The sequence below is a fragment of the Sphingomonas sp. DC5200-1 genome (assembly GCF_049897245.1).
GTDB classification, from domain to species: Bacteria; Pseudomonadota; Alphaproteobacteria; order Sphingomonadales; family Sphingomonadaceae; genus Sphingomonas; species Sphingomonas aquatilis.
The window spans coordinates 21,230-36,412 of record NZ_JAFCVW010000013.1; the positions used below are offsets into that span (position 1 = coordinate 21,230).

Genomic DNA, 15,183 nt, shown 5'->3' on the forward strand with positions numbered 1-15,183 from the left:
TCTTGATGAAGGGTCAAGGCGTTGCGGAGCCGAATCGATGAACCGAACAGCGGGGGAAGGCCCAGTCGCCAGCACACGCCATGCCTCGTCCGGCAGCGACTATGACCATGTCGGCCGCCGCCTGCGGACGCTCGAACAGTGCGCGTTGCACAAGCGGACGCTGCGGCTCGCCTGTCCCGAATGCGGCTACATCCGCGTCCTCGACGCCGTGTCGCTGTGGTGGCTGTTTCATCGGCGTGGCTGGGAGGACACGCTGCCGGCTGTCTGCGGAAGGCTGCACTGCTCGGCCTGCCGGGCTCGTGACGGCCTCAAGGCACGACCGCGGATCACCGTGGGTCGCGATCCGCCGACGGGCGAACCGCTGCCCTATCCCGACGCTGCGACCTGGAAGAGGCTTGTGTCGCGCTACCGCTCGTGATCGAACGGCGAAATGTGCAATCTTTACAGCCTGAAGGTCGACCCGCGCGGCTATTTCGACGCGCTGGCCGCCGCCGAGGACCCGGCCAACACCCTGGCGGTCGAGAAGGATTACGCCGCTCCCGGCAAGCCCGGCTTCGTCGTGCGGCAGGAGGGCGGGAGCCGCGTGCTGAGCACGATGCGCTGGGGCTTTCCGACCCGCAAACCGCGCAAGCGACCGGCGCGGGAGGGCGAGATGCCCTTCCTCTACGACTGGTGGACCAACGCGCGGAACATGCAGAGCAACATGTGGAAGCCGTGGCTGCTCAAGGCCGAGCACCGCTGCCTCGTGCCCTTCACCCGCTTCGCCGAGCCGAAGGCTGCTGCCGACCGGCAGGGGCCCGGCGACACCAATTGGTGGTTCACCGTCGCGGATCAGCAGACGCCGTGTTTCGCCGGGCTGTGGAAGTTCGACCAGGACCACGACCGCGTCTACGCCTTCTGCACGACCGAGCCCAACCCGCTGGTCGCGCCCAAGCACCCGAAGGCGATGCCGGTCATCCTGCTGGCCGAGGATCAGCAACGCTGGCTGACTGCGCTCGTCCAGGAGACGGTGGGGCTGCTGACGGCATATCCGTCGCAGCTGATGGGCGTCAGCTGACCGTCACGCCTTTCCAGAAGGCGACCCGGTCTCGGATTGCCTCAGCCTTTGGCTTCGGGTCGGGATAGTACCAGACGGCGTCGGCATTCGTCGCACCATCGACGTCGAGGCTGTAGTAATGCGCCGTGCCCTTCCACGGGCAGACCGACGTCGTGGCGCTAGACCGGAGCACCGACTGGTCGACCGAATTCGCTGGGAAATAGTGGTTGCCTTCGACCACCACGGTATCGTCGCTCCTCGCAATCACCGCGCCGTTCCACCGTGCCTCAACCATCGTGCTTCTCCTCTGCAGGGGTACAGGTTGGGCGGGGCGGGCCCATGGTCAAGCCGGAGCGCGCGCCGGTGCATATTCCCCAGCGTCCCCAACAGGATGTTCCCATTCCGTTCCGACTGCGGTAGAAGGCGCCATGGCGGTGCGCAAGATCATCCACGTCGACATGGACGCCTTCTTCGCGTCGGTGGAGCAGCGCGATGATCCGTCCTTGCGCGGCAAGCCGGTCGCGGTCGGTCATGCCGCCGCACGGGGCGTGGTGGCGGCGGCCAGCTACGAGGCGCGCACGTTCGGCGTTCGCTCTGCTTTGCCCTCCGTCACGGCGTTGCGCTGCTGCCCCGACCTCGTCTTCGTCCCGCCGCGCTTCGAGGTCTATCGCGACGTATCGCGCCAGATCCATGAGGTGTTCGCGCGCTACACCGACCTGATCCAGCCACTGTCGCTCGACGAGGCGTATCTCGACGTCACCGCGAACAAGCGCGGGCTGGAGACCGCCTGGCTGACCGCCAAGGCGATCCGCGCCGACATTCTCGCCGAAACCGGGCTGACCGCGTCGGCGGGTGTTTCGTACAACAAGTTCCTCGCCAAGCTCGCCTCCGACCATCGCAAGCCCAACGGACAGTTCGCGGTGACGCCGGACATGGGCGCCGCCTGGGTCGAAACGCTGCCGGTCAGCCGCTTCCACGGGGTCGGGCCGGTGACGGCGGAGAAGATGAAGCGGCTGGGAATTGAGACGGGCGCCGACCTCAAGGCGAAGTCGCTGGCGTTCCTGCAGCAGCATTTCGGCAGCGCCGCCGAATGGTATCATGCCATCGCGCGCGGGCAGGACGACCGCCCGGTCAATCCCAACCGGGTGCGCAAGTCGTCCGGATCGGAGACGACCTTCGACCGCGACCTGACGCAAGCGGCGGAGATCGAGGCGGGCGTGCTCAGGATGGCAGACGACGTGTGGTCGTGGTGCGAGCGCCGGCAGGCGTTCGGCCGGACGGTGACGGTGAAGGTGAAATATGCCGATTTCCACCAGATCACCCGGCGCCGCAGCCAGCCCGTGGCGGTCGCCAGCCGCGAGGCGCTGCACGCCGCCGCGCTGGCGCTGATCCGATCGGTGCTGCCGACGCAGAAGGGCATCCGGCTGGTCGGCGTGACGGTGTCCAACTTCGCCGAAGTGACGACCGATGCCGCCGACGAACTGCCGATCTTTGTCGAGGCGGCGGCATGATGCTGGACCTGTTCGACACGCCGCTACTGCCGGGTCTCGCACAGCGTCCGTCGCTGATCAGCGTGGAGGAGGAGCGCCTGCTGATCGAGCGGATCGATGCCACCGAATTGGCGCCGTTCCGGTTCCAAGGCTGGACGGGCAAGCGGCTGACGACCTCGTTCGGCTGGAGCTATGACTTCGAGGTGGGCCGTCCCAAGGACGCCCCGCCGATGCCCGACTGGCTACTCCCCATCCGCGACCGCGCGGCCGGGTTCGCCGGCCTGACACCGGCAACGCTGATCCAGGCGCTGCTGATCCGCTACGACCCGGGCGCGGGGATCGGCTGGCATCGCGACCGGCCGATCTACGGCCATGTCGTCGGCCTGTCGCTCGGCGAGCCTGCCACCATGCGCTTCCGGCGCCGGCGCAGCGACGGGTTCGAGCGCGTATTGGTGCCGCTCGACCCGCGCGGTGGCTATCACATGACCGGCCCCGCACGACACGAATGGGAGCATAGCATCGCACCGATGGAACGACCGCGCTGGTCGATCACCTTCCGCAGCCTGGCAGACACGCGATGACCGGCGTGACGGGAAGTCTCGTGACGGAGCAGGCCGGCGGCATCGACGCACCCGATTTCGTCGTCGTCGACGTCGAGACGTCCTGCTCGCAGGTGAGCAGCATCTGCCAGATCGGGATTGTCGGCTTCAAACGGTGGAGAGGCCTTCGCGTATTAAGCGTTGCTTGATCCATGCACCGCTTTTCGTCATTAAGCACATGTACCACGGCATCGCCGCCAACCATATCGTGGGGCTGTCGACATTTGCCGACGCTCACATGGTCATCGCGGGCAATTTGTCAGGCCGGGTCATGGTTACTGACTGTGCTGTTCGACAAGAGCACAATGGCCGCCGCCAGTCTGGTTCACTGGCGCGTTCCAATCCAGACATCGTGACTCGACAGCGTGCGCATGATGCAATAGCCTCGGTCAAGCTGCCAAATTGCCGGCTGAAAAATTAGTTCTGAATTAAAGCGCCACCTTTGGTGATACCCAGGCGGATGAGGCGTTTCTGGGCACAGGCTACGACGTCGTCCCACGCTACACTTCGAAACTCCAGGCGATCGAGGTCGGCCTTCAGCGTTTCGGTGGATGACCCTTGTCCGTAGCGGCCCCCCACCGACACCGGAGCATGGCCGGCAAGTTGGTCGAGGCTTTGGTGGTCGATCCTGAGCCGCCTCCCCTCACGCTTCATGGTATGGCGTGTGGAGTAAAAGGACTTATCGGGTTCATGGATGCCGAGCTTGCGCAAAGCGTCGTTGATCCGGCGTGACAGGTACTTGTATCGGTCGCCATACTTGTCGGCCTCGAGATCGTCGAACAGCCACTCCGCGCCACGATCCCGCTGCCGCCGTGCGAAATCAACAAAGCCCGCTTCGAGCAGGATCCAGTGGATCGGCACATCGCGGACCGAGCTGCGTGTCTTCTGTCGCCGCGGGCGCGTTTCATTGTTTGTGGCAGCGGTGGGGCGGATGCGGCGGTCGCGGCGGAACCGCATGACCCATTCGCCATCGTCCTGCACGATCTCGCTCGGCTTGAGCTTGCAATGCTCGCCTGGGCGCGAGCCATGGAACGGTGCCAAGAACAGGATCCAGAACATCGTGTCGTCGCAGGCATCGGGATCGGTCATCAGCGGCGAGGCATAGATCCGCTGCATGTCCTCATCCGAGAAGTGGTCGCGTTCGTCACCCTCCCAGGCGGCTCCCTCGACGGAGATGCCTCGCGCTGGATTGCCGGTAATCCACTCTGCATCCTTGGCCACGCTCAGGATCGCTCGGAGGGCGGTTAGCTGCTTGCCGACGGTCGGTGGCGACAGCGTCGGCAACGCTTTTGCATGCCCCACTGCGATCTGCTCGCTCAGCGGCAGCACGCTGACGGCTCTCTTCGGGCGGAACGGCAGTTGCTCGACCAGCGAGATGAACGTCCGCACCATCGCTGGCGTGATCGCTTCGACCATGCTGGTGCCGGTCAGTTCCTCGAAGCGCGCGATCGCCTTGGCGAACTCGTCGCCGGTCTTGTCCTTGCCGGTGATCCGCTTGCGCCTACGCCAGAGACTGAAGGCTTCGGACAACGTGTGATGATGCGCCGGGGTAGGGCAGGGTGGTGCTGCGGAAAACGCCGGTGGCGTCGCCGCTATTGCTGGCGCGGCAACGCCGTTCGTAGTTGACGTGACGACGGGGCGAAGCGCTTCACGGATGCCGATCGGCCAGGACCCGAACGCATGCTCGGCCAAGCGCGTTAGATATGCATGCGCGACGCGGTCGTAGGCAGCCTTGGTGGAGAGATCGATGGCCGGGACCAGATAGGGCAGGTAGCTGATGGCGAAGTACAGCGGTTCGTACACGCCGCGCGAGAGTAACTCGCGAGCGAGTTCCTGGTAGACGATACCGCTGGTCGCAGCGTTGCTTTCGAGGATTTCGGCGCGCACTTGGAACCGGCGGCGCTCCTCATCGTCGTCGATCGACAGGATCGACGCTGGTTCCGGGTCGAGCAGGCTGGTCCAGGCCTCGCCGAGATGCTGCCGTTCCACGGCTCGAGCATGAGCATTGCTCCACGACGACCGGACGATAGATGCGAGCTTCTGCAATTCGCCGGCGATGGCCAAATCCATCGAGCAGGTGAATTGAGCCAGCTTATTGAAGGCCTGATCGACGAGCGCGTCGGTGGATTGTTGTGCCTCATGCGCCGCAAGCATCCGCAGCCGGATCACCTCGCCCTTGTAGTGGGCGCTCCAGGCAGCGCGGCGCTGTGCGGCGAGGTTGGGCTCTGCGGTGTGCAAGGAATGCTGCCAGGACGTCTTGCCGGCAAGATGACGAATGTCTTTGGGGACATCCATCCGGAACCATGCATTTCGCGAGTTCGCGCGCTTGTGCGAGTGACTCATTCGACGCCCCATTCGTAGCACCCTTTCGTAGCATCGGGCACCTAATGAAGCGTTGATATCCGCCGTTTTCCGTCAAACTCCGCGACTTATCGCTGGAATGGTGACCCCTACGGGAATCGAACCCGTGTTTCAGCCGTGAAAGGGCCGCGTCCTAACCGCTAGACGAAGGGGCCGTGAAGGCGTTGGGGGCGGTTAGGGGAGGCGGGGCCGTCGGTCAAGCCTCTTTTCGTCAATCGGCCCAGGCGGCGTCTTCCAGATGCAGTTCGGCGGCGGGGCGGCTGCCCCAATCGTCGATCTTGGCGCGGCCGGCGAGCCACAGGCGACGGTGCGGGGCGGCGGCGAGCAGCGCCTGCCCCAACGCGCTGTCGGCGGCGCGGAAGGCGACCGCCTTGAAACTGCGGCCGTCGTCGCCCGCGACGATGGCGCGGACGTGGCCGTTGCCGACCACGTCGGCCTTGATGATGCGGACCGGGCCGGCGGCGATGCGCGGCGCGGGCCAGCCCATGCCATAGGGACCGCCGACATCGAGCGAATCGACCAGTGCCGGATTGACGCCGCCGGGGGCGAGCACGGCGTCGACCAGCAGCGCACGCTCGCCGATCGCACGGGTGACGGCGGCGGCGAGGCGGTCTTCGAGGAAGGCGGTAAAGGCCGCGACTTGATCGGCGGCGATGGTGAGGCCTGCGGCCATCGCATGGCCACCGCCAGCGACGAGCAGGCCGTGTTCTTTGGCAGCGAGTACCGCGGCGCCCAAGTCGACGCCGGCGATCGACCGGCCAGAACCCTTGCCGACGCCATGTTCGTCGATCGCGATGACGATCGCGGGGCGGCCGAGCTTTTCCTTCAATCGCCCGGCGACGATGCCGATGACGCCGGGGTGCCAGCCTTCGCCCGCGACGACGGCGACCGCGCGGTCGCTCGCGATCATCGCGTCGGCGGCTTCCTGCACGCCGCTTTCGATCAGGCGGCGCTCGTCGTTGAGGCGGTCGAGTTCCTCGGCGATCGTGCGCGCTTCGGCGGGGTCTTGCGTGGTGAGCAGGCGTACGCCGAGGTCGGCCCGGCCGACGCGGCCACCGGCGTTGATTCGGGGGCCCAATGCGAAGCCGAGGTCGCTGCACGTCGGCGCGCGGGTGAGGCGAGACGCCTGGATCAGCGCGTCGAGGCCGATGTTGCGGCGCTGTGCCATCACCTTCAGCCCCTGCGCGACGAAGGCGCGGTTGAGGCCACGCAATTGCGCGACGTCGGCGACGGTGCCGAGCGCGACGATATCGAGATGATCGATCAGTCTGGGTTCGAGGCGGCTCGCGAAGAAACCACGGCGGCGCAGCTCGCGGATCAACGCGGCGGCGAGCAGGAAGCAGACGCCGACGGCGGCGAGGTGGCCGTGCGCGGCGCCTTCGTCCTCGTCGAGCCGGTTGGGATTGACCAGAGCATGCGCGCGGGGGAGGGCGGCGGCGCATTTGTGATGGTCGACGACGACGACGTCGACCGGGTGGGCGTGCGCCATGGCGAGCGCGTCGAACGCCTGCGCGCCGCAATCGACGGTGACGATCAGCGAGGCGCCTTCGTGGGCCAGGCGGACGAGCGCGTCGCCCGACGGGCCATAGCCTTCGAGCAGGCGGTCGGGGATGTAGGCGCGCGCCTCGATCCCGAGGTCGCGCAGGACGAGGATGAGAAGGGCGGCGGAGGTGGCGCCGTCGACGTCATAATCGCCGAAAACGGCGATGCTCTCACGGGCTTCGACCGCGTCGGCGAGGCGGACGGCGGCACGATCCATGTCGCGGAAGACCGAGGGGTCGGGCATGAAGGCGCGGATCGAGGGTGCGCGATGCTGCTCCAGCGCCTCGCGCGGGGCACCGCGGGCCAGAAGGAGCTGCGTCACCAGATCGTCGGTGCCGAAGCCCTCACGCCCGTCGGCGGCGAGGCTGCGCCAATGCCAGGGCTGGCCGAGAATCGAGTGGGTAACGCCGAGAACGGGGGACATGGGAGCAGGATTTTCCGAAGGGGGCGCGGGCCGCGCGCGACGTCTCCCTTAGGGCAGACCGAGAGCGGCCGCAAACATCAGGCGGTGGCGGGGCGCCTGCGGAACCACCAGAGCCACAGGACGGTAAACCCGGCGAGCGTGCCAATGCCGCGCATCACCAGCGCATCCGTCTCGCCCCCGAACGGCGCATTGCCAGTGTAGCGCGCGATGGCGTAGCCGAACGCGAGCATGAAGCCGCCGAATGCCGCGGGCAGGCGCGGGGCCAACCGGCCGAGCACCAGCCGGGTGACGAGCGCGATGAGCAACGTGGACGCGAAGGCGTTGAGCAGATGGGCCGCGAGTGACATCGCGCGAGTCTACGCGGCGGCAGGCGTCTGCACCAGCGTCCGCCCTTCGACACCAACCCCTTGCGCTCCTATAGAGGAACGTGATGGCTGATTCCTTTGACCTTGGCGAACCGCCCCAGCCTGCGAAGGCGAATCCCTACCGCGTGCTCGCGCGCAAATATCGTCCGCAGACCTTTTCCGAGCTGATCGGGCAGGATGCGATGGTGACAACGCTGGGCAATGCGATCAAGCGCGACCGGCTGGCGCATGCGTTTCTGATGACCGGGGTGCGCGGGGTCGGCAAGACGTCGACCGCGCGGCTGATCGCCAAGGCGCTGAACTGCGTCGGACCGGATGGGCAGGGTGGGCCGACGATCAATCCGTGCGGGGTGTGCGAGCCGTGCCGCGCGATCGCCGAGGGGCGCCACATCGACGTGATCGAGATGGACGCCGCCAGCCACACCGGCGTCGACGACGTGCGCGAGATCATCGATGCGGCGCGCTATGCCGCGGTCAGCGCGCGCTACAAGATCTACATCGTCGACGAAGTCCACATGCTGTCGAAGAACGCGTTCAACGCGCTGCTGAAGACGCTTGAGGAGCCGCCTGCGCACGTCAAATTCCTGTTCGCCACCACGGAAGTGAACAAGGTGCCGATCACGGTGCTGTCGCGCTGCCAGCGATTCGACCTGCGCCGCATTTCGGCGGAGCAGCTGGCCGAGCATTTCGCCTTCGTCTGTCGCGAAGAGGGCGTCGAGGCGGAGTCGGAAGCGCTGATGCTGATTGCGCGCGCGGCGGAGGGGTCGGCGCGCGACGGCCTGTCGATCCTGGACCAGGCGATCGCGCATGCTGGCCTGGAAGGTGGCGGCGTGACCGCGGCGGCGGTGCGGCAGATGCTGGGCCTGTCCGATCGCGGCGCGGTGCGCGACCTGATGGCGTTGCTGCTGGCCGGCGATGCGGCGGGTGCGCTCGCCAGCCTGCGGCGGCAATATGACTATGGTGTCGATCCGCAATCGGTGCTGCGTGCGTTGCTGGAGACGGTACACGGCATCACGCTCGCCAAGGTCGGCACGGCGGAGGACCCGGCGCAGCCGGTCGAGCAGCGGCAGGCGCGGGGCGAATGGGCGGCGAGCCTCTCCTTTCCGGCGCTGCACCGGCTGTGGCAGCTGATGCTGAAGGGGCATGACGAGGTCGCCAAGGCGGTGCTGCCGATCGAGGCGGCGGAGATGGCGCTGCTGCGCGTCATCCATGCGTCCAGCCTGCCCGATCCGGGCGAGTTGGCGAAGCAGATCGCGAGCGGCAAGATCGGTGGTGCTGCGCCCGCGTCCGCCCCGACGGCGGCCCCGGCGCCCGGGCCGGTTGCGGTCATCGATGAAAAGCCAGCCATGCCGGCCGATTTCGAGGCGCTGGTCGCGATGCTGGAGGACAAGGGGCATCACGCCGTCGCCGCCCAGTTGGGCTATGGCGCGCGCGTCGTGCGGTACGAACCGCCCGAGCTGATCCTAAGCGGATCGCGGCCGATGTCGGCGGATACGCTGCGCGATGCGGCCGATGCGCTGAAGCGCGCGACCGGGCAGGTGTGGAAGATAGCCTTGGAGGATGCGCCCGGCGCGCCTACCTTGCGCGAGAAGGACAAGGCCGAGGAAGAGGCGACGCGGCAGGCGATCCTGGCGACCCCGCTGGTACAGGCGGCGTTGGCGGCGTTTCCCGACGCGGAACTGGAAACCTGGCCCGGTAAACGGAGTGTGGCATGAAGAACCTCGATGAAATCCTCGCGATGGCGCAGAACGTCCAGAGCGAGCTGCAAAAGGCGCAGGACCAGCTCGATACGATCGAGGTCGAGGGCGTGTCGGGCGGCGGCCTGGTGAAGGTGAAGGCGACCGCCAAGGGCCGGATCATCGGCATCGCGATCGACGATTCGCTGATCGAGGTGAGCGAGAAGCAGATGCTGGAAGACCTGCTCGCCGCCGCGTTCAACGATGCGCGGGCCAAGGCCGATGCGGCGTCGGGCGCCGAAATGTCGAAGATGACGAGCGGCCTGCCGTTGCCGCCGGGCTTCAAGCTGCCGTTCTGATGGACGGTCCGCTGGGATCGGTCGCGCGTGCCGCACCGGCGATCGCGATGCTGGGGTGCTTCGCCTGCCTGATCGGCGGCGGCGCGCTGCTGGCGCGGGGCGGCGACCGGAAGAAGGCGGTGCTGTTGCTGGTGATGTCTGCCGTGCTGCTGGGGAATGTGCTGATCTGGCAGATGTGATGTTGTAGGCCCTCCCTCGCTTTAGCGGGGGAGGGGGACCGTTCGCGGAGCGAATGGTGGAGGGGGCGTTTGCGCGGACGCCCCGTGCGCGGGATTTCAGAGCCTCGTGGCGGCGGTGCGCTTGGCGTCGCGGCAATGGCTAGGAGTGCCGTATCCTCCCCCTCCGTCACGCCTTTGGCGTGCCACCTCCCCCTGGCGGGGGAGGAATTTGGGAGCCGCTGGTCGCCCGGCATAGGCGAAGCCTATGCCGTCAGTCGGTGCTGCGCCCCGCTGGCCGGGCTGGCGGCCGAGACGCGGATTAGCGTGCCGCTATTCCGCTACGCCAGCCTCACCGGATCGGCGAGTTCGGGTCCAGCCGCATATCCAGATAATTGTCGACCGAGCGCATCAGTTCGGGCGTCTCGTTCTCGAAGAAGTGGTTCGCCTTCGGGATCGTGTCGTGGTGGATCGTGATGTGCTTCTGCGTGCGCAGCTTGTCGACCAGCTTCTGCGTCGCGCCAGGCGTCGCGACCTCGTCGGCTTCGCCCTGGATGATGATGCCCGACGAGGGGCAGGGGGCGAGGAAGCTGAAATCGTACATGTTCGCCGGCGGCGCGACCGAGATGAAGCCGCGAATTTCGGGGCGGCGCATCAGCAACTGCATGCCGATCCACGCGCCGAAGCTGACGCCGGCGATCCAGGTGGTCGAGGCCTCTGGATGGAAACTCTGCACCCAGTCGAGCGCGCTCGCCGCATCGCTGAGTTCGCCGACGCCATTGTCGAAGGTACCCTGGCTCTTGCCGACGCCGCGGAAGTTGAAGCGCAGCGTCGCGAAGCCGCGGCGCTGGAACGTCTTGTAGAGCTCCTGCACCAACCGGTTGTTCATCGTGCCGCCCGCGCTGGGATGCGGGTGCAGGATCATCGCGACCGGTGCGCGGGGACGGGGAGCGGGGGCGAAACGCCCTTCGAGACGGCCTTCGGGGCCGGGAAAGATGACTTCGGGCATGGGTCTCGCCACAGATAAGGGGCGCGCGGGTATGCGCAGAATGTTGCGCGCTATATAGGCCGCACACCCGTTTTCGCAATTGGAACGAATCCTGCCAGACCGTCTCTACCTGGATCATGCCGCGACGACGCCGATGACCGCCGCGGCGCGGGCGGCTGTAGCGAAGGGGTTCGACCTGTGGGCCAATCCGTCGTCGCCGCATCGCGAAGGGCGCGCGGCGCGGGCAGCGCTGGAAGAGGCGCGGCGGACGATCGCGGCGGCGCATGGTTGGCGGGGGGAGACGATCCTGACCAGCGGGGCGAGCGAGTCGCTCGGCATCGCCCTGGGGCGGACGACCGCGCCGCGGCGACTGATGACCGCGGTGGAGCATGATGCGGCGTTACGCGCTGGCGGCGATGCGGGCGTAGTGCCGGTGGGCAGCGACGGGCTGGTCGACCTCGCTGCGCTGGAGGCGATGCTGGCGGCGGGGCCGGCACTGGTCTGCGTACAATGGGCGAATAGCGAGACGGGGGTGCGCCAGCCGCTGGCGGCGATCGCCGAGCGTGTGCGTGCGGCGGGGGGATGGTTGCTGGTCGATGCGGCGCAGATGCCGGCTTCGACGGAACTGGCCGACCTTGCCGATATGGTCGCGCTGTCGGCGCACAAGCGCGGTGGGCCGCCGGGCGTGGGCGCGCTGCTGGTGCGTGATCTGGCGATGTTGCATCCAAGCGGGGGGCAGGAGCGCGGCTATCGCCCGGGCACCGAGAATCTGCCGGGGGTCCTGGGCTATGCCGCCGCGCTGGCCGAGCCGGAGCCGGATCATGGCGCGCTACGCGCAAAGCTGGACGATGCGATCCGGCGGTCGGGCGGTGAGGTGGTCGCGGAGGGCGCGCTGCGGCATCCGGCGATCGGTTCGTATCGGTTGCGCGGGTCCGCGGCGGCGGCGCAGCTGATCCTGCTCGACAGCGCCGGCTTTGCAGTCTCGGCGGGCAGCGCCTGTTCGAGCGGGAGCATGAAGCCGAGCCATGTGCTGGCCGCGATGGGCTGGAGCGCGGAGGCGGGGCGCGAGGTGATCCGGGTGAGCTTTGGCCGCACGACGACCGAGGCGGAGGTCGACGCCTTCATCGTGGCATGGCGCGCCATGGCGAAGCAGATGCGGCGGGCGCCGTGATCTACCTCGATTATCAGGCGACGACGCCGCTCGCGCCGGAAGCGCTGGCGGCAATGCTGCCCTGGCTGCGCGACCAGCACGCCAATCCGCATTCGCCGCATCGTCCCGGCCGGGCCGCCAAGGCGGCGGTCGAGGTGGCGCGCGCGCAGGTCGCGGCGCTGCTGCCGCCGGGCGGGCGCGTGATGTTCAGCAGCGGAGCGACCGAGGCACTTAACTGGGCGATCAAGGGAACGCAGGGGGCGATCGTCACGCTGGCGACGGAACATGCCGCGGTTCTCGATACGGTGCGGGCGTCGGGGCGGGCGGCGTCGGTGTTGGGAGTCGGTGAGGACGGACTCGTCGCCGCGACGGACGTGTCGGTTGAGGGTGGGCTGGTCGCGGCGATGCTCGTCAACAACGAGATCGGGGTGGTGCAACCGATCGCGGAGCTGGCCGCGCGGGCGCAGGCCGGATCTGCGCTGATGCTGTGCGATGCGGTGCAGGGCTATGGTCGCGTGGCGATTCCGGAGCATGTCGATCTGGTCGCGGTGTCGGCGCACAAGATCTACGGGCCGAAGGGGATCGGCGCGCTGTGGGTGCGCGATGGCGTCACGCTGGCGCCGTTGCTGCACGGTGGCGACCAGGAGGGCGGGCGATCGGGTACGCTGTCGCCCGCGCTCTGCGTCGGCTTCGGGGTGGCGGCGCGACTGATGGCGGAGCGGTGGGACGCAGACGCAGCGCATGTCGAGCGATTGTGGGGCCGAGCGGTCGAGCGGCTGCGCGGGTGGACGATCAACGGTGCGGTCGAACCGCGCTATCGCGGCAATCTCAACGTGCGCTGCGACGGGCTGGATGTGGCGCGGCTGATGTCCGATTGTCGCGACATCGCTTTTTCGGCGGGATCGGCGTGCGCGAGCGGATCGGGGCGGTCGAGCCATGTTCTGCGCGCTTTGGGGCTGAGCGAAACGCAGGCGCGGTCGAGCATCCGACTGGGCTGGGGGCGCTACACGACCGAGGACGAATTGGAGCAGGCGCTGGAGGCGATCGCTTCGGCGGCGCGGGCGCAGGGGGTGGCGTGATCCGGGTGCGGTTCATCGGGGCGGACGGCAGCGTGCGCGAGGCGAAGGGCGTCCAGGGCGCGCGGCTGCTCGATGTGGCGCAGGCGGACGGGCAGCCGCTGGAGGGGACGTGCGATGGCGATATGGCCTGCGCGACGTGCCACGTGATCGTCGCGGCCGAGGATGCGGACCGCCTGCCGCCGCCACGGGAGGAGGAGGAAGACCTGCTCGACATGGTGCCGCAGGCCACGAGGACCAGCCGGCTTGCGTGTCAGATCCGGTTGAGTACAGCGCTCGACGGGCTGACGGTGCGGGTGCTGGGGTAGGGGCGTGGATCTTACCGTCACCCCGGACTTGATCCGGGGTCCCGCTTCTGTTCGCCGGCCTCTGAAAAAGCGGGACCCAGGATCAAGTCCGGGGTGACGAAGAGGGGCGGGTCTTCGCGGCGCTTGGCGCGTGTTGATCCCTACACAAAGCTCCCGCCTTTCCTGACGGTTGGACAACGACGGGTTCAGGGATCGTGCATCGCGGATCGGCGATTGTACGCTCATGCCCGCTTCGGCGGGTTCATGAGAGGGAGTGTTCGATCATGAAGCTTGTCGCTCTATTCGGTGCCGCCGCGCTCGCCGCGGGCACCGTCGTCGCCGCCGCCCCGGCCGAGGCCGCCCCGGGGCCGCATGGCTGGCATGGCCCGCGTGGCGGACCGGGCTGGGATCGCGGACCCGGTTGGGGTCGCGGTCCGGGTTGGGATCGTGGGCCGGGTCGCCACCGCGGCTGGGATCGTGGTCCCGGCTGGGATCGCGGGCCAGGCTGGGGTCGCCCGGGTTATGGCTACGGTCGCAGCCGCGTCGTCTGCCGGTTGCAGCCGGGCTATTACGGGCCGGTGCGGCGCTGCTTCCGCGTATGGCGCTGATCTGACCACTTGATCCTGCCGCCCGACCCCGCCATATGCGCCGCGGGAGTCGGGCGGACGTGGTCGTCGCCAACCCGGTCAGGTCCGGAAGGAAGCAGCCGCAACGATTTCGCCGCGGGTCGTCCCGGCTCCCACCGCAGCATGTGAGGCATGCTGCGCGGCCGGCGGTGCAGAGCACCGTCCGACGTCATGGCTTCGCCATGATGCGTTTTTGCTAATTTTGCCTTTTGTCGGTGCATCCTCTGCGGCGCGTCCCCACTGATCCGTGCGCGCAAAAGAAGCGGGACCCCGGATCAAGTCCGGGGTGACGGTGTATGTGGGTTAGGTGCCCGAACGGCCCGAGCCTTATCCTCGTTTGAGCCACGATCCTTCGCGGAACCACTTGGTCACGATATATTTCGTGCCCTCCACCACATCCATGCCCTCGTGCAGCGTCAGCGTGTTGGGCGTGCCGTCCGGGTTCATGTTGTTCCAGGCGAGCAGCAGCCCGCGACGCGGTGCGATCTTGAAGCCGGCCTGCGGGAACCAGGTTTCGCCGCCTTCGGCGACGTCGTTGAGGTAGATCATCGCGGTCCACGTCCGCTGCCCGCCCGACGCCTGGATCTGCGGCCAATAGCTTTCGGTGTCGTGGAAGTAATCGTGGTGTGCGCGGAAGTGCTGGCCGGGCGCGTAGCGCTGGCCCTGCATCGTCTCGCCCTTCTCGTGCGGCAGGCCGAGCAGGTCGGCGATCGATTCGTCGATCGGCTGCACCTCTGGCGCGTAGCGGTTCATGTCGCAGCTTTCGCTGGTGCGAAAATCCGATTCGGGGCGGTCGGACAGCAGCGACGACGGCCGGCGGTCCGCGTCGATCATCGCGATCAGCGTGTCGCATTGCGCGGCATCGAGAAAATCGAGGTGGTAGAACAGCTCAACGCCCGACACCTCGGCCGCCGTCATCTGCGGATTGGCGGCGAGGCGGGTGGCGACCGCGCGACCCGTGTCGCGGCGTGCGGGCGAGGGGGCGGCGGCTTTCTTGCGGAAGAACATGGCGCGGGGAAAATGCCGTCGGGACAGGGACAAGACAAGAG

19 protein-coding genes, 1 tRNA gene and 1 other RNA gene are annotated in these 15,183 nt (G+C 67.7%); 14 read left to right on the forward strand and 7 right to left on the reverse strand.

The annotated features are described in order from the left end of the window. Positions 1–37 precede the first annotated feature (37 nt). Entirely contained in the window at positions 38–418 is a 381-nt protein-coding gene (locus tag ACP7A3_RS18640) for a hypothetical protein (protein ID WP_426256898.1), read from the forward strand. Positions 419–430: 12 nt separating this feature from the next. Continuing rightward, positions 431–1,057: an SOS response-associated peptidase family protein gene (locus ACP7A3_RS18645; RefSeq protein ID WP_426256897.1), complete on the forward strand. Its 627-nt coding sequence runs from the start codon at positions 431–433 to the stop codon at positions 1,055–1,057. On the opposite strand, the gene ACP7A3_RS18650 is transcribed toward ACP7A3_RS18645, so the two are convergent. Beyond that, positions 1,050–1,331, reverse strand: a complete 282-nt coding sequence (locus tag ACP7A3_RS18650) for a DUF427 domain-containing protein (RefSeq protein WP_426256896.1) — start codon at positions 1,329–1,331, stop codon at positions 1,050–1,052. The two genes, ACP7A3_RS18645 and ACP7A3_RS18650, sit on opposite strands and share 8 nt — an antisense overlap. A 133-nt stretch (positions 1,332–1,464) precedes the next feature. Here ACP7A3_RS18650 and dinB point away from each other — a divergent pair, with 133 nt between their 5' ends. Genes dinB through ACP7A3_RS18670 form a run of 4 tightly spaced genes read left to right on the forward strand, consistent with a single transcriptional unit; the run spans position 1,465 to position 3,546 of the window. Then, positions 1,465–2,547: a DNA polymerase IV gene (gene dinB, locus ACP7A3_RS18655; protein WP_426256895.1), complete on the forward strand. Its 1,083-nt coding sequence runs from the start codon at positions 1,465–1,467 to the stop codon at positions 2,545–2,547. Then, positions 2,544–3,107 carry an alpha-ketoglutarate-dependent dioxygenase AlkB gene (locus tag ACP7A3_RS18660; RefSeq protein ID WP_426256894.1) on the forward strand — a complete coding sequence of 188 codons (564 nt, stop codon included), beginning with the start codon at positions 2,544–2,546 and terminating at the stop codon, positions 3,105–3,107. Before dinB ends, ACP7A3_RS18660 begins: the two co-directional genes overlap by 4 nt. Next, a complete protein-coding gene (locus ACP7A3_RS18665; protein WP_426256893.1) occupies positions 3,104–3,274 on the forward strand; it encodes a hypothetical protein in 171 nt (56 codons plus the stop codon). The genes ACP7A3_RS18660 and ACP7A3_RS18665 overlap by 4 nt, the downstream gene beginning before the upstream one ends. Next, complete coding sequence (locus ACP7A3_RS18670; protein WP_426256892.1) at positions 3,271–3,546, forward strand: hypothetical protein; 276 nt, start codon at positions 3,271–3,273, stop codon at positions 3,544–3,546. The genes ACP7A3_RS18665 and ACP7A3_RS18670 overlap by 4 nt, the downstream gene beginning before the upstream one ends. Here the strand turns inward: ACP7A3_RS18670 and ACP7A3_RS18675 are convergent. The 4 genes from ACP7A3_RS18675 to ACP7A3_RS18690 all read right to left on the reverse strand — a co-directional run bounded on the left by ACP7A3_RS18675 (position 3,543) and on the right by ACP7A3_RS18690 (position 7,799). Continuing rightward, positions 3,543–5,468, reverse strand: a complete 1,926-nt coding sequence (locus ACP7A3_RS18675) for a DUF6538 domain-containing protein (RefSeq protein ID WP_426256891.1) — start codon at positions 5,466–5,468, stop codon at positions 3,543–3,545. The two genes, ACP7A3_RS18670 and ACP7A3_RS18675, sit on opposite strands and share 4 nt — an antisense overlap. A 98-nt stretch (positions 5,469–5,566) precedes the next feature. Next, positions 5,567–5,641 (reverse strand) — tRNA-Glu (locus tag ACP7A3_RS18680). Between the two features lie 56 nt (positions 5,642–5,697). Next, the gene (recJ, locus tag ACP7A3_RS18685) at positions 5,698–7,452 is read right to left on the reverse strand and encodes a single-stranded-DNA-specific exonuclease RecJ (protein ID WP_426256890.1); all 1,755 of its coding nucleotides are present in this window, start codon (positions 7,450–7,452) and stop codon (positions 5,698–5,700) included. A 77-nt stretch (positions 7,453–7,529) separates the two neighbouring features. Further along, on the reverse strand, positions 7,530–7,799 hold the full coding sequence (locus ACP7A3_RS18690) for a hypothetical protein (RefSeq protein WP_426256889.1): 270 nt from the start codon (positions 7,797–7,799) through the stop codon (positions 7,530–7,532). A gap of 83 nt (positions 7,800–7,882) precedes the next feature. Here ACP7A3_RS18690 and ACP7A3_RS18695 point away from each other — a divergent pair, with 83 nt between their 5' ends. Genes ACP7A3_RS18695 through ACP7A3_RS18705 form a run of 3 tightly spaced genes read left to right on the forward strand, consistent with a single transcriptional unit; the run spans position 7,883 to position 10,031 of the window. Continuing rightward, complete coding sequence (locus ACP7A3_RS18695) at positions 7,883–9,532, forward strand: DNA polymerase III subunit gamma/tau (protein WP_426256888.1); 1,650 nt, start codon at positions 7,883–7,885, stop codon at positions 9,530–9,532. Beyond that, entirely contained in the window at positions 9,529–9,852 is a 324-nt protein-coding gene (locus tag ACP7A3_RS18700; RefSeq protein WP_018251134.1) for a YbaB/EbfC family nucleoid-associated protein, read from the forward strand. The genes ACP7A3_RS18695 and ACP7A3_RS18700 overlap by 4 nt, the downstream gene beginning before the upstream one ends. Next, positions 9,852–10,031 (forward strand): hypothetical protein, encoded by a 180-nt coding sequence (locus tag ACP7A3_RS18705; protein ID WP_017977875.1) that lies wholly within the window; start codon positions 9,852–9,854, stop codon positions 10,029–10,031. The genes ACP7A3_RS18700 and ACP7A3_RS18705 overlap by 1 nt, the downstream gene beginning before the upstream one ends. A 328-nt stretch (positions 10,032–10,359) precedes the next feature. On the opposite strand, the gene ACP7A3_RS18710 is transcribed toward ACP7A3_RS18705, so the two are convergent. Further along, entirely contained in the window at positions 10,360–11,016 is a 657-nt protein-coding gene (locus ACP7A3_RS18710; RefSeq protein WP_043059448.1) for an alpha/beta hydrolase, read from the reverse strand. 133 nt (positions 11,017–11,149) lie between these two features. Between ACP7A3_RS18710 and ACP7A3_RS18715 the strand changes: the two genes are divergently transcribed. The 5 genes from ACP7A3_RS18715 (at position 11,150) to ffs (ending at position 14,253) form a co-directional block, all read left to right on the forward strand. Next, positions 11,150–12,166 (forward strand): cysteine desulfurase family protein, encoded by a 1,017-nt coding sequence (locus tag ACP7A3_RS18715; RefSeq protein ID WP_426256887.1) that lies wholly within the window; start codon positions 11,150–11,152, stop codon positions 12,164–12,166. Further along, a complete protein-coding gene (locus tag ACP7A3_RS18720; RefSeq protein ID WP_426256914.1) occupies positions 12,163–13,224 on the forward strand; it encodes a cysteine desulfurase family protein in 1,062 nt (353 codons plus the stop codon). Before ACP7A3_RS18715 ends, ACP7A3_RS18720 begins: the two co-directional genes overlap by 4 nt. After that, a complete protein-coding gene (locus tag ACP7A3_RS18725) occupies positions 13,221–13,529 on the forward strand; it encodes a 2Fe-2S iron-sulfur cluster-binding protein (RefSeq protein WP_426256886.1) in 309 nt (102 codons plus the stop codon). The genes ACP7A3_RS18720 and ACP7A3_RS18725 overlap by 4 nt, the downstream gene beginning before the upstream one ends. A 263-nt stretch (positions 13,530–13,792) precedes the next feature. Then, the gene (locus ACP7A3_RS18730) at positions 13,793–14,116 is read left to right on the forward strand and encodes a hypothetical protein (protein ID WP_294284407.1); all 324 of its coding nucleotides are present in this window, start codon (positions 13,793–13,795) and stop codon (positions 14,114–14,116) included. A 43-nt stretch (positions 14,117–14,159) separates the two neighbouring features. After that, positions 14,160–14,253, forward strand: an RNA gene (gene ffs, locus ACP7A3_RS18735) — signal recognition particle sRNA small type. Between the two features lie 208 nt (positions 14,254–14,461). On the opposite strand, the gene ACP7A3_RS18740 is transcribed toward ffs, so the two are convergent. Then, complete coding sequence (locus tag ACP7A3_RS18740; RefSeq protein WP_017977881.1) at positions 14,462–15,142, reverse strand: 2OG-Fe(II) oxygenase; 681 nt, start codon at positions 15,140–15,142, stop codon at positions 14,462–14,464. Between the last annotated feature and the right edge of the window lie 41 nt (positions 15,143–15,183).

Coding starts and splice junctions, on each gene's coding strand:
- ACP7A3_RS18640 (WP_426256898.1), top strand. CDS start 38: ATGAACCGAACAGCGGGGGAAGGCCCAGTCGCCAGCACACGCCATGCC.
- ACP7A3_RS18645 (WP_426256897.1), top strand. CDS start 431: ATGTGCAATCTTTACAGCCTGAAGGTCGACCCGCGCGGCTATTTCGAC.
- ACP7A3_RS18650 (WP_426256896.1), bottom strand. CDS start 1,331: ATGGTTGAGGCACGGTGGAACGGCGCGGTGATTGCGAGGAGCGACGAT.
- dinB (WP_426256895.1), top strand. CDS start 1,465: ATGGCGGTGCGCAAGATCATCCACGTCGACATGGACGCCTTCTTCGCG.
- ACP7A3_RS18660 (WP_426256894.1), top strand. CDS start 2,544: ATGATGCTGGACCTGTTCGACACGCCGCTACTGCCGGGTCTCGCACAG.
- ACP7A3_RS18665 (WP_426256893.1), top strand. CDS start 3,104: ATGACCGGCGTGACGGGAAGTCTCGTGACGGAGCAGGCCGGCGGCATC.
- ACP7A3_RS18675 (WP_426256891.1), bottom strand. CDS start 5,468: ATGAGTCACTCGCACAAGCGCGCGAACTCGCGAAATGCATGGTTCCGG.
- recJ (WP_426256890.1), bottom strand. CDS start 7,452: ATGTCCCCCGTTCTCGGCGTTACCCACTCGATTCTCGGCCAGCCCTGG.
- ACP7A3_RS18690 (WP_426256889.1), bottom strand. CDS start 7,799: ATGTCACTCGCGGCCCATCTGCTCAACGCCTTCGCGTCCACGTTGCTC.
- ACP7A3_RS18695 (WP_426256888.1), top strand. CDS start 7,883: ATGGCTGATTCCTTTGACCTTGGCGAACCGCCCCAGCCTGCGAAGGCG.
- ACP7A3_RS18700 (WP_018251134.1), top strand. CDS start 9,529: ATGAAGAACCTCGATGAAATCCTCGCGATGGCGCAGAACGTCCAGAGC.
- ACP7A3_RS18705 (WP_017977875.1), top strand. CDS start 9,852: ATGGACGGTCCGCTGGGATCGGTCGCGCGTGCCGCACCGGCGATCGCG.
- ACP7A3_RS18710 (WP_043059448.1), bottom strand. CDS start 11,016: ATGCCCGAAGTCATCTTTCCCGGCCCCGAAGGCCGTCTCGAAGGGCGT.
- ACP7A3_RS18715 (WP_426256887.1), top strand. CDS start 11,150: ATGACCGCCGCGGCGCGGGCGGCTGTAGCGAAGGGGTTCGACCTGTGG.
- ACP7A3_RS18730 (WP_294284407.1), top strand. CDS start 13,793: ATGAAGCTTGTCGCTCTATTCGGTGCCGCCGCGCTCGCCGCGGGCACC.
- ACP7A3_RS18740 (WP_017977881.1), bottom strand. CDS start 15,142: ATGTTCTTCCGCAAGAAAGCCGCCGCCCCCTCGCCCGCACGCCGCGAC.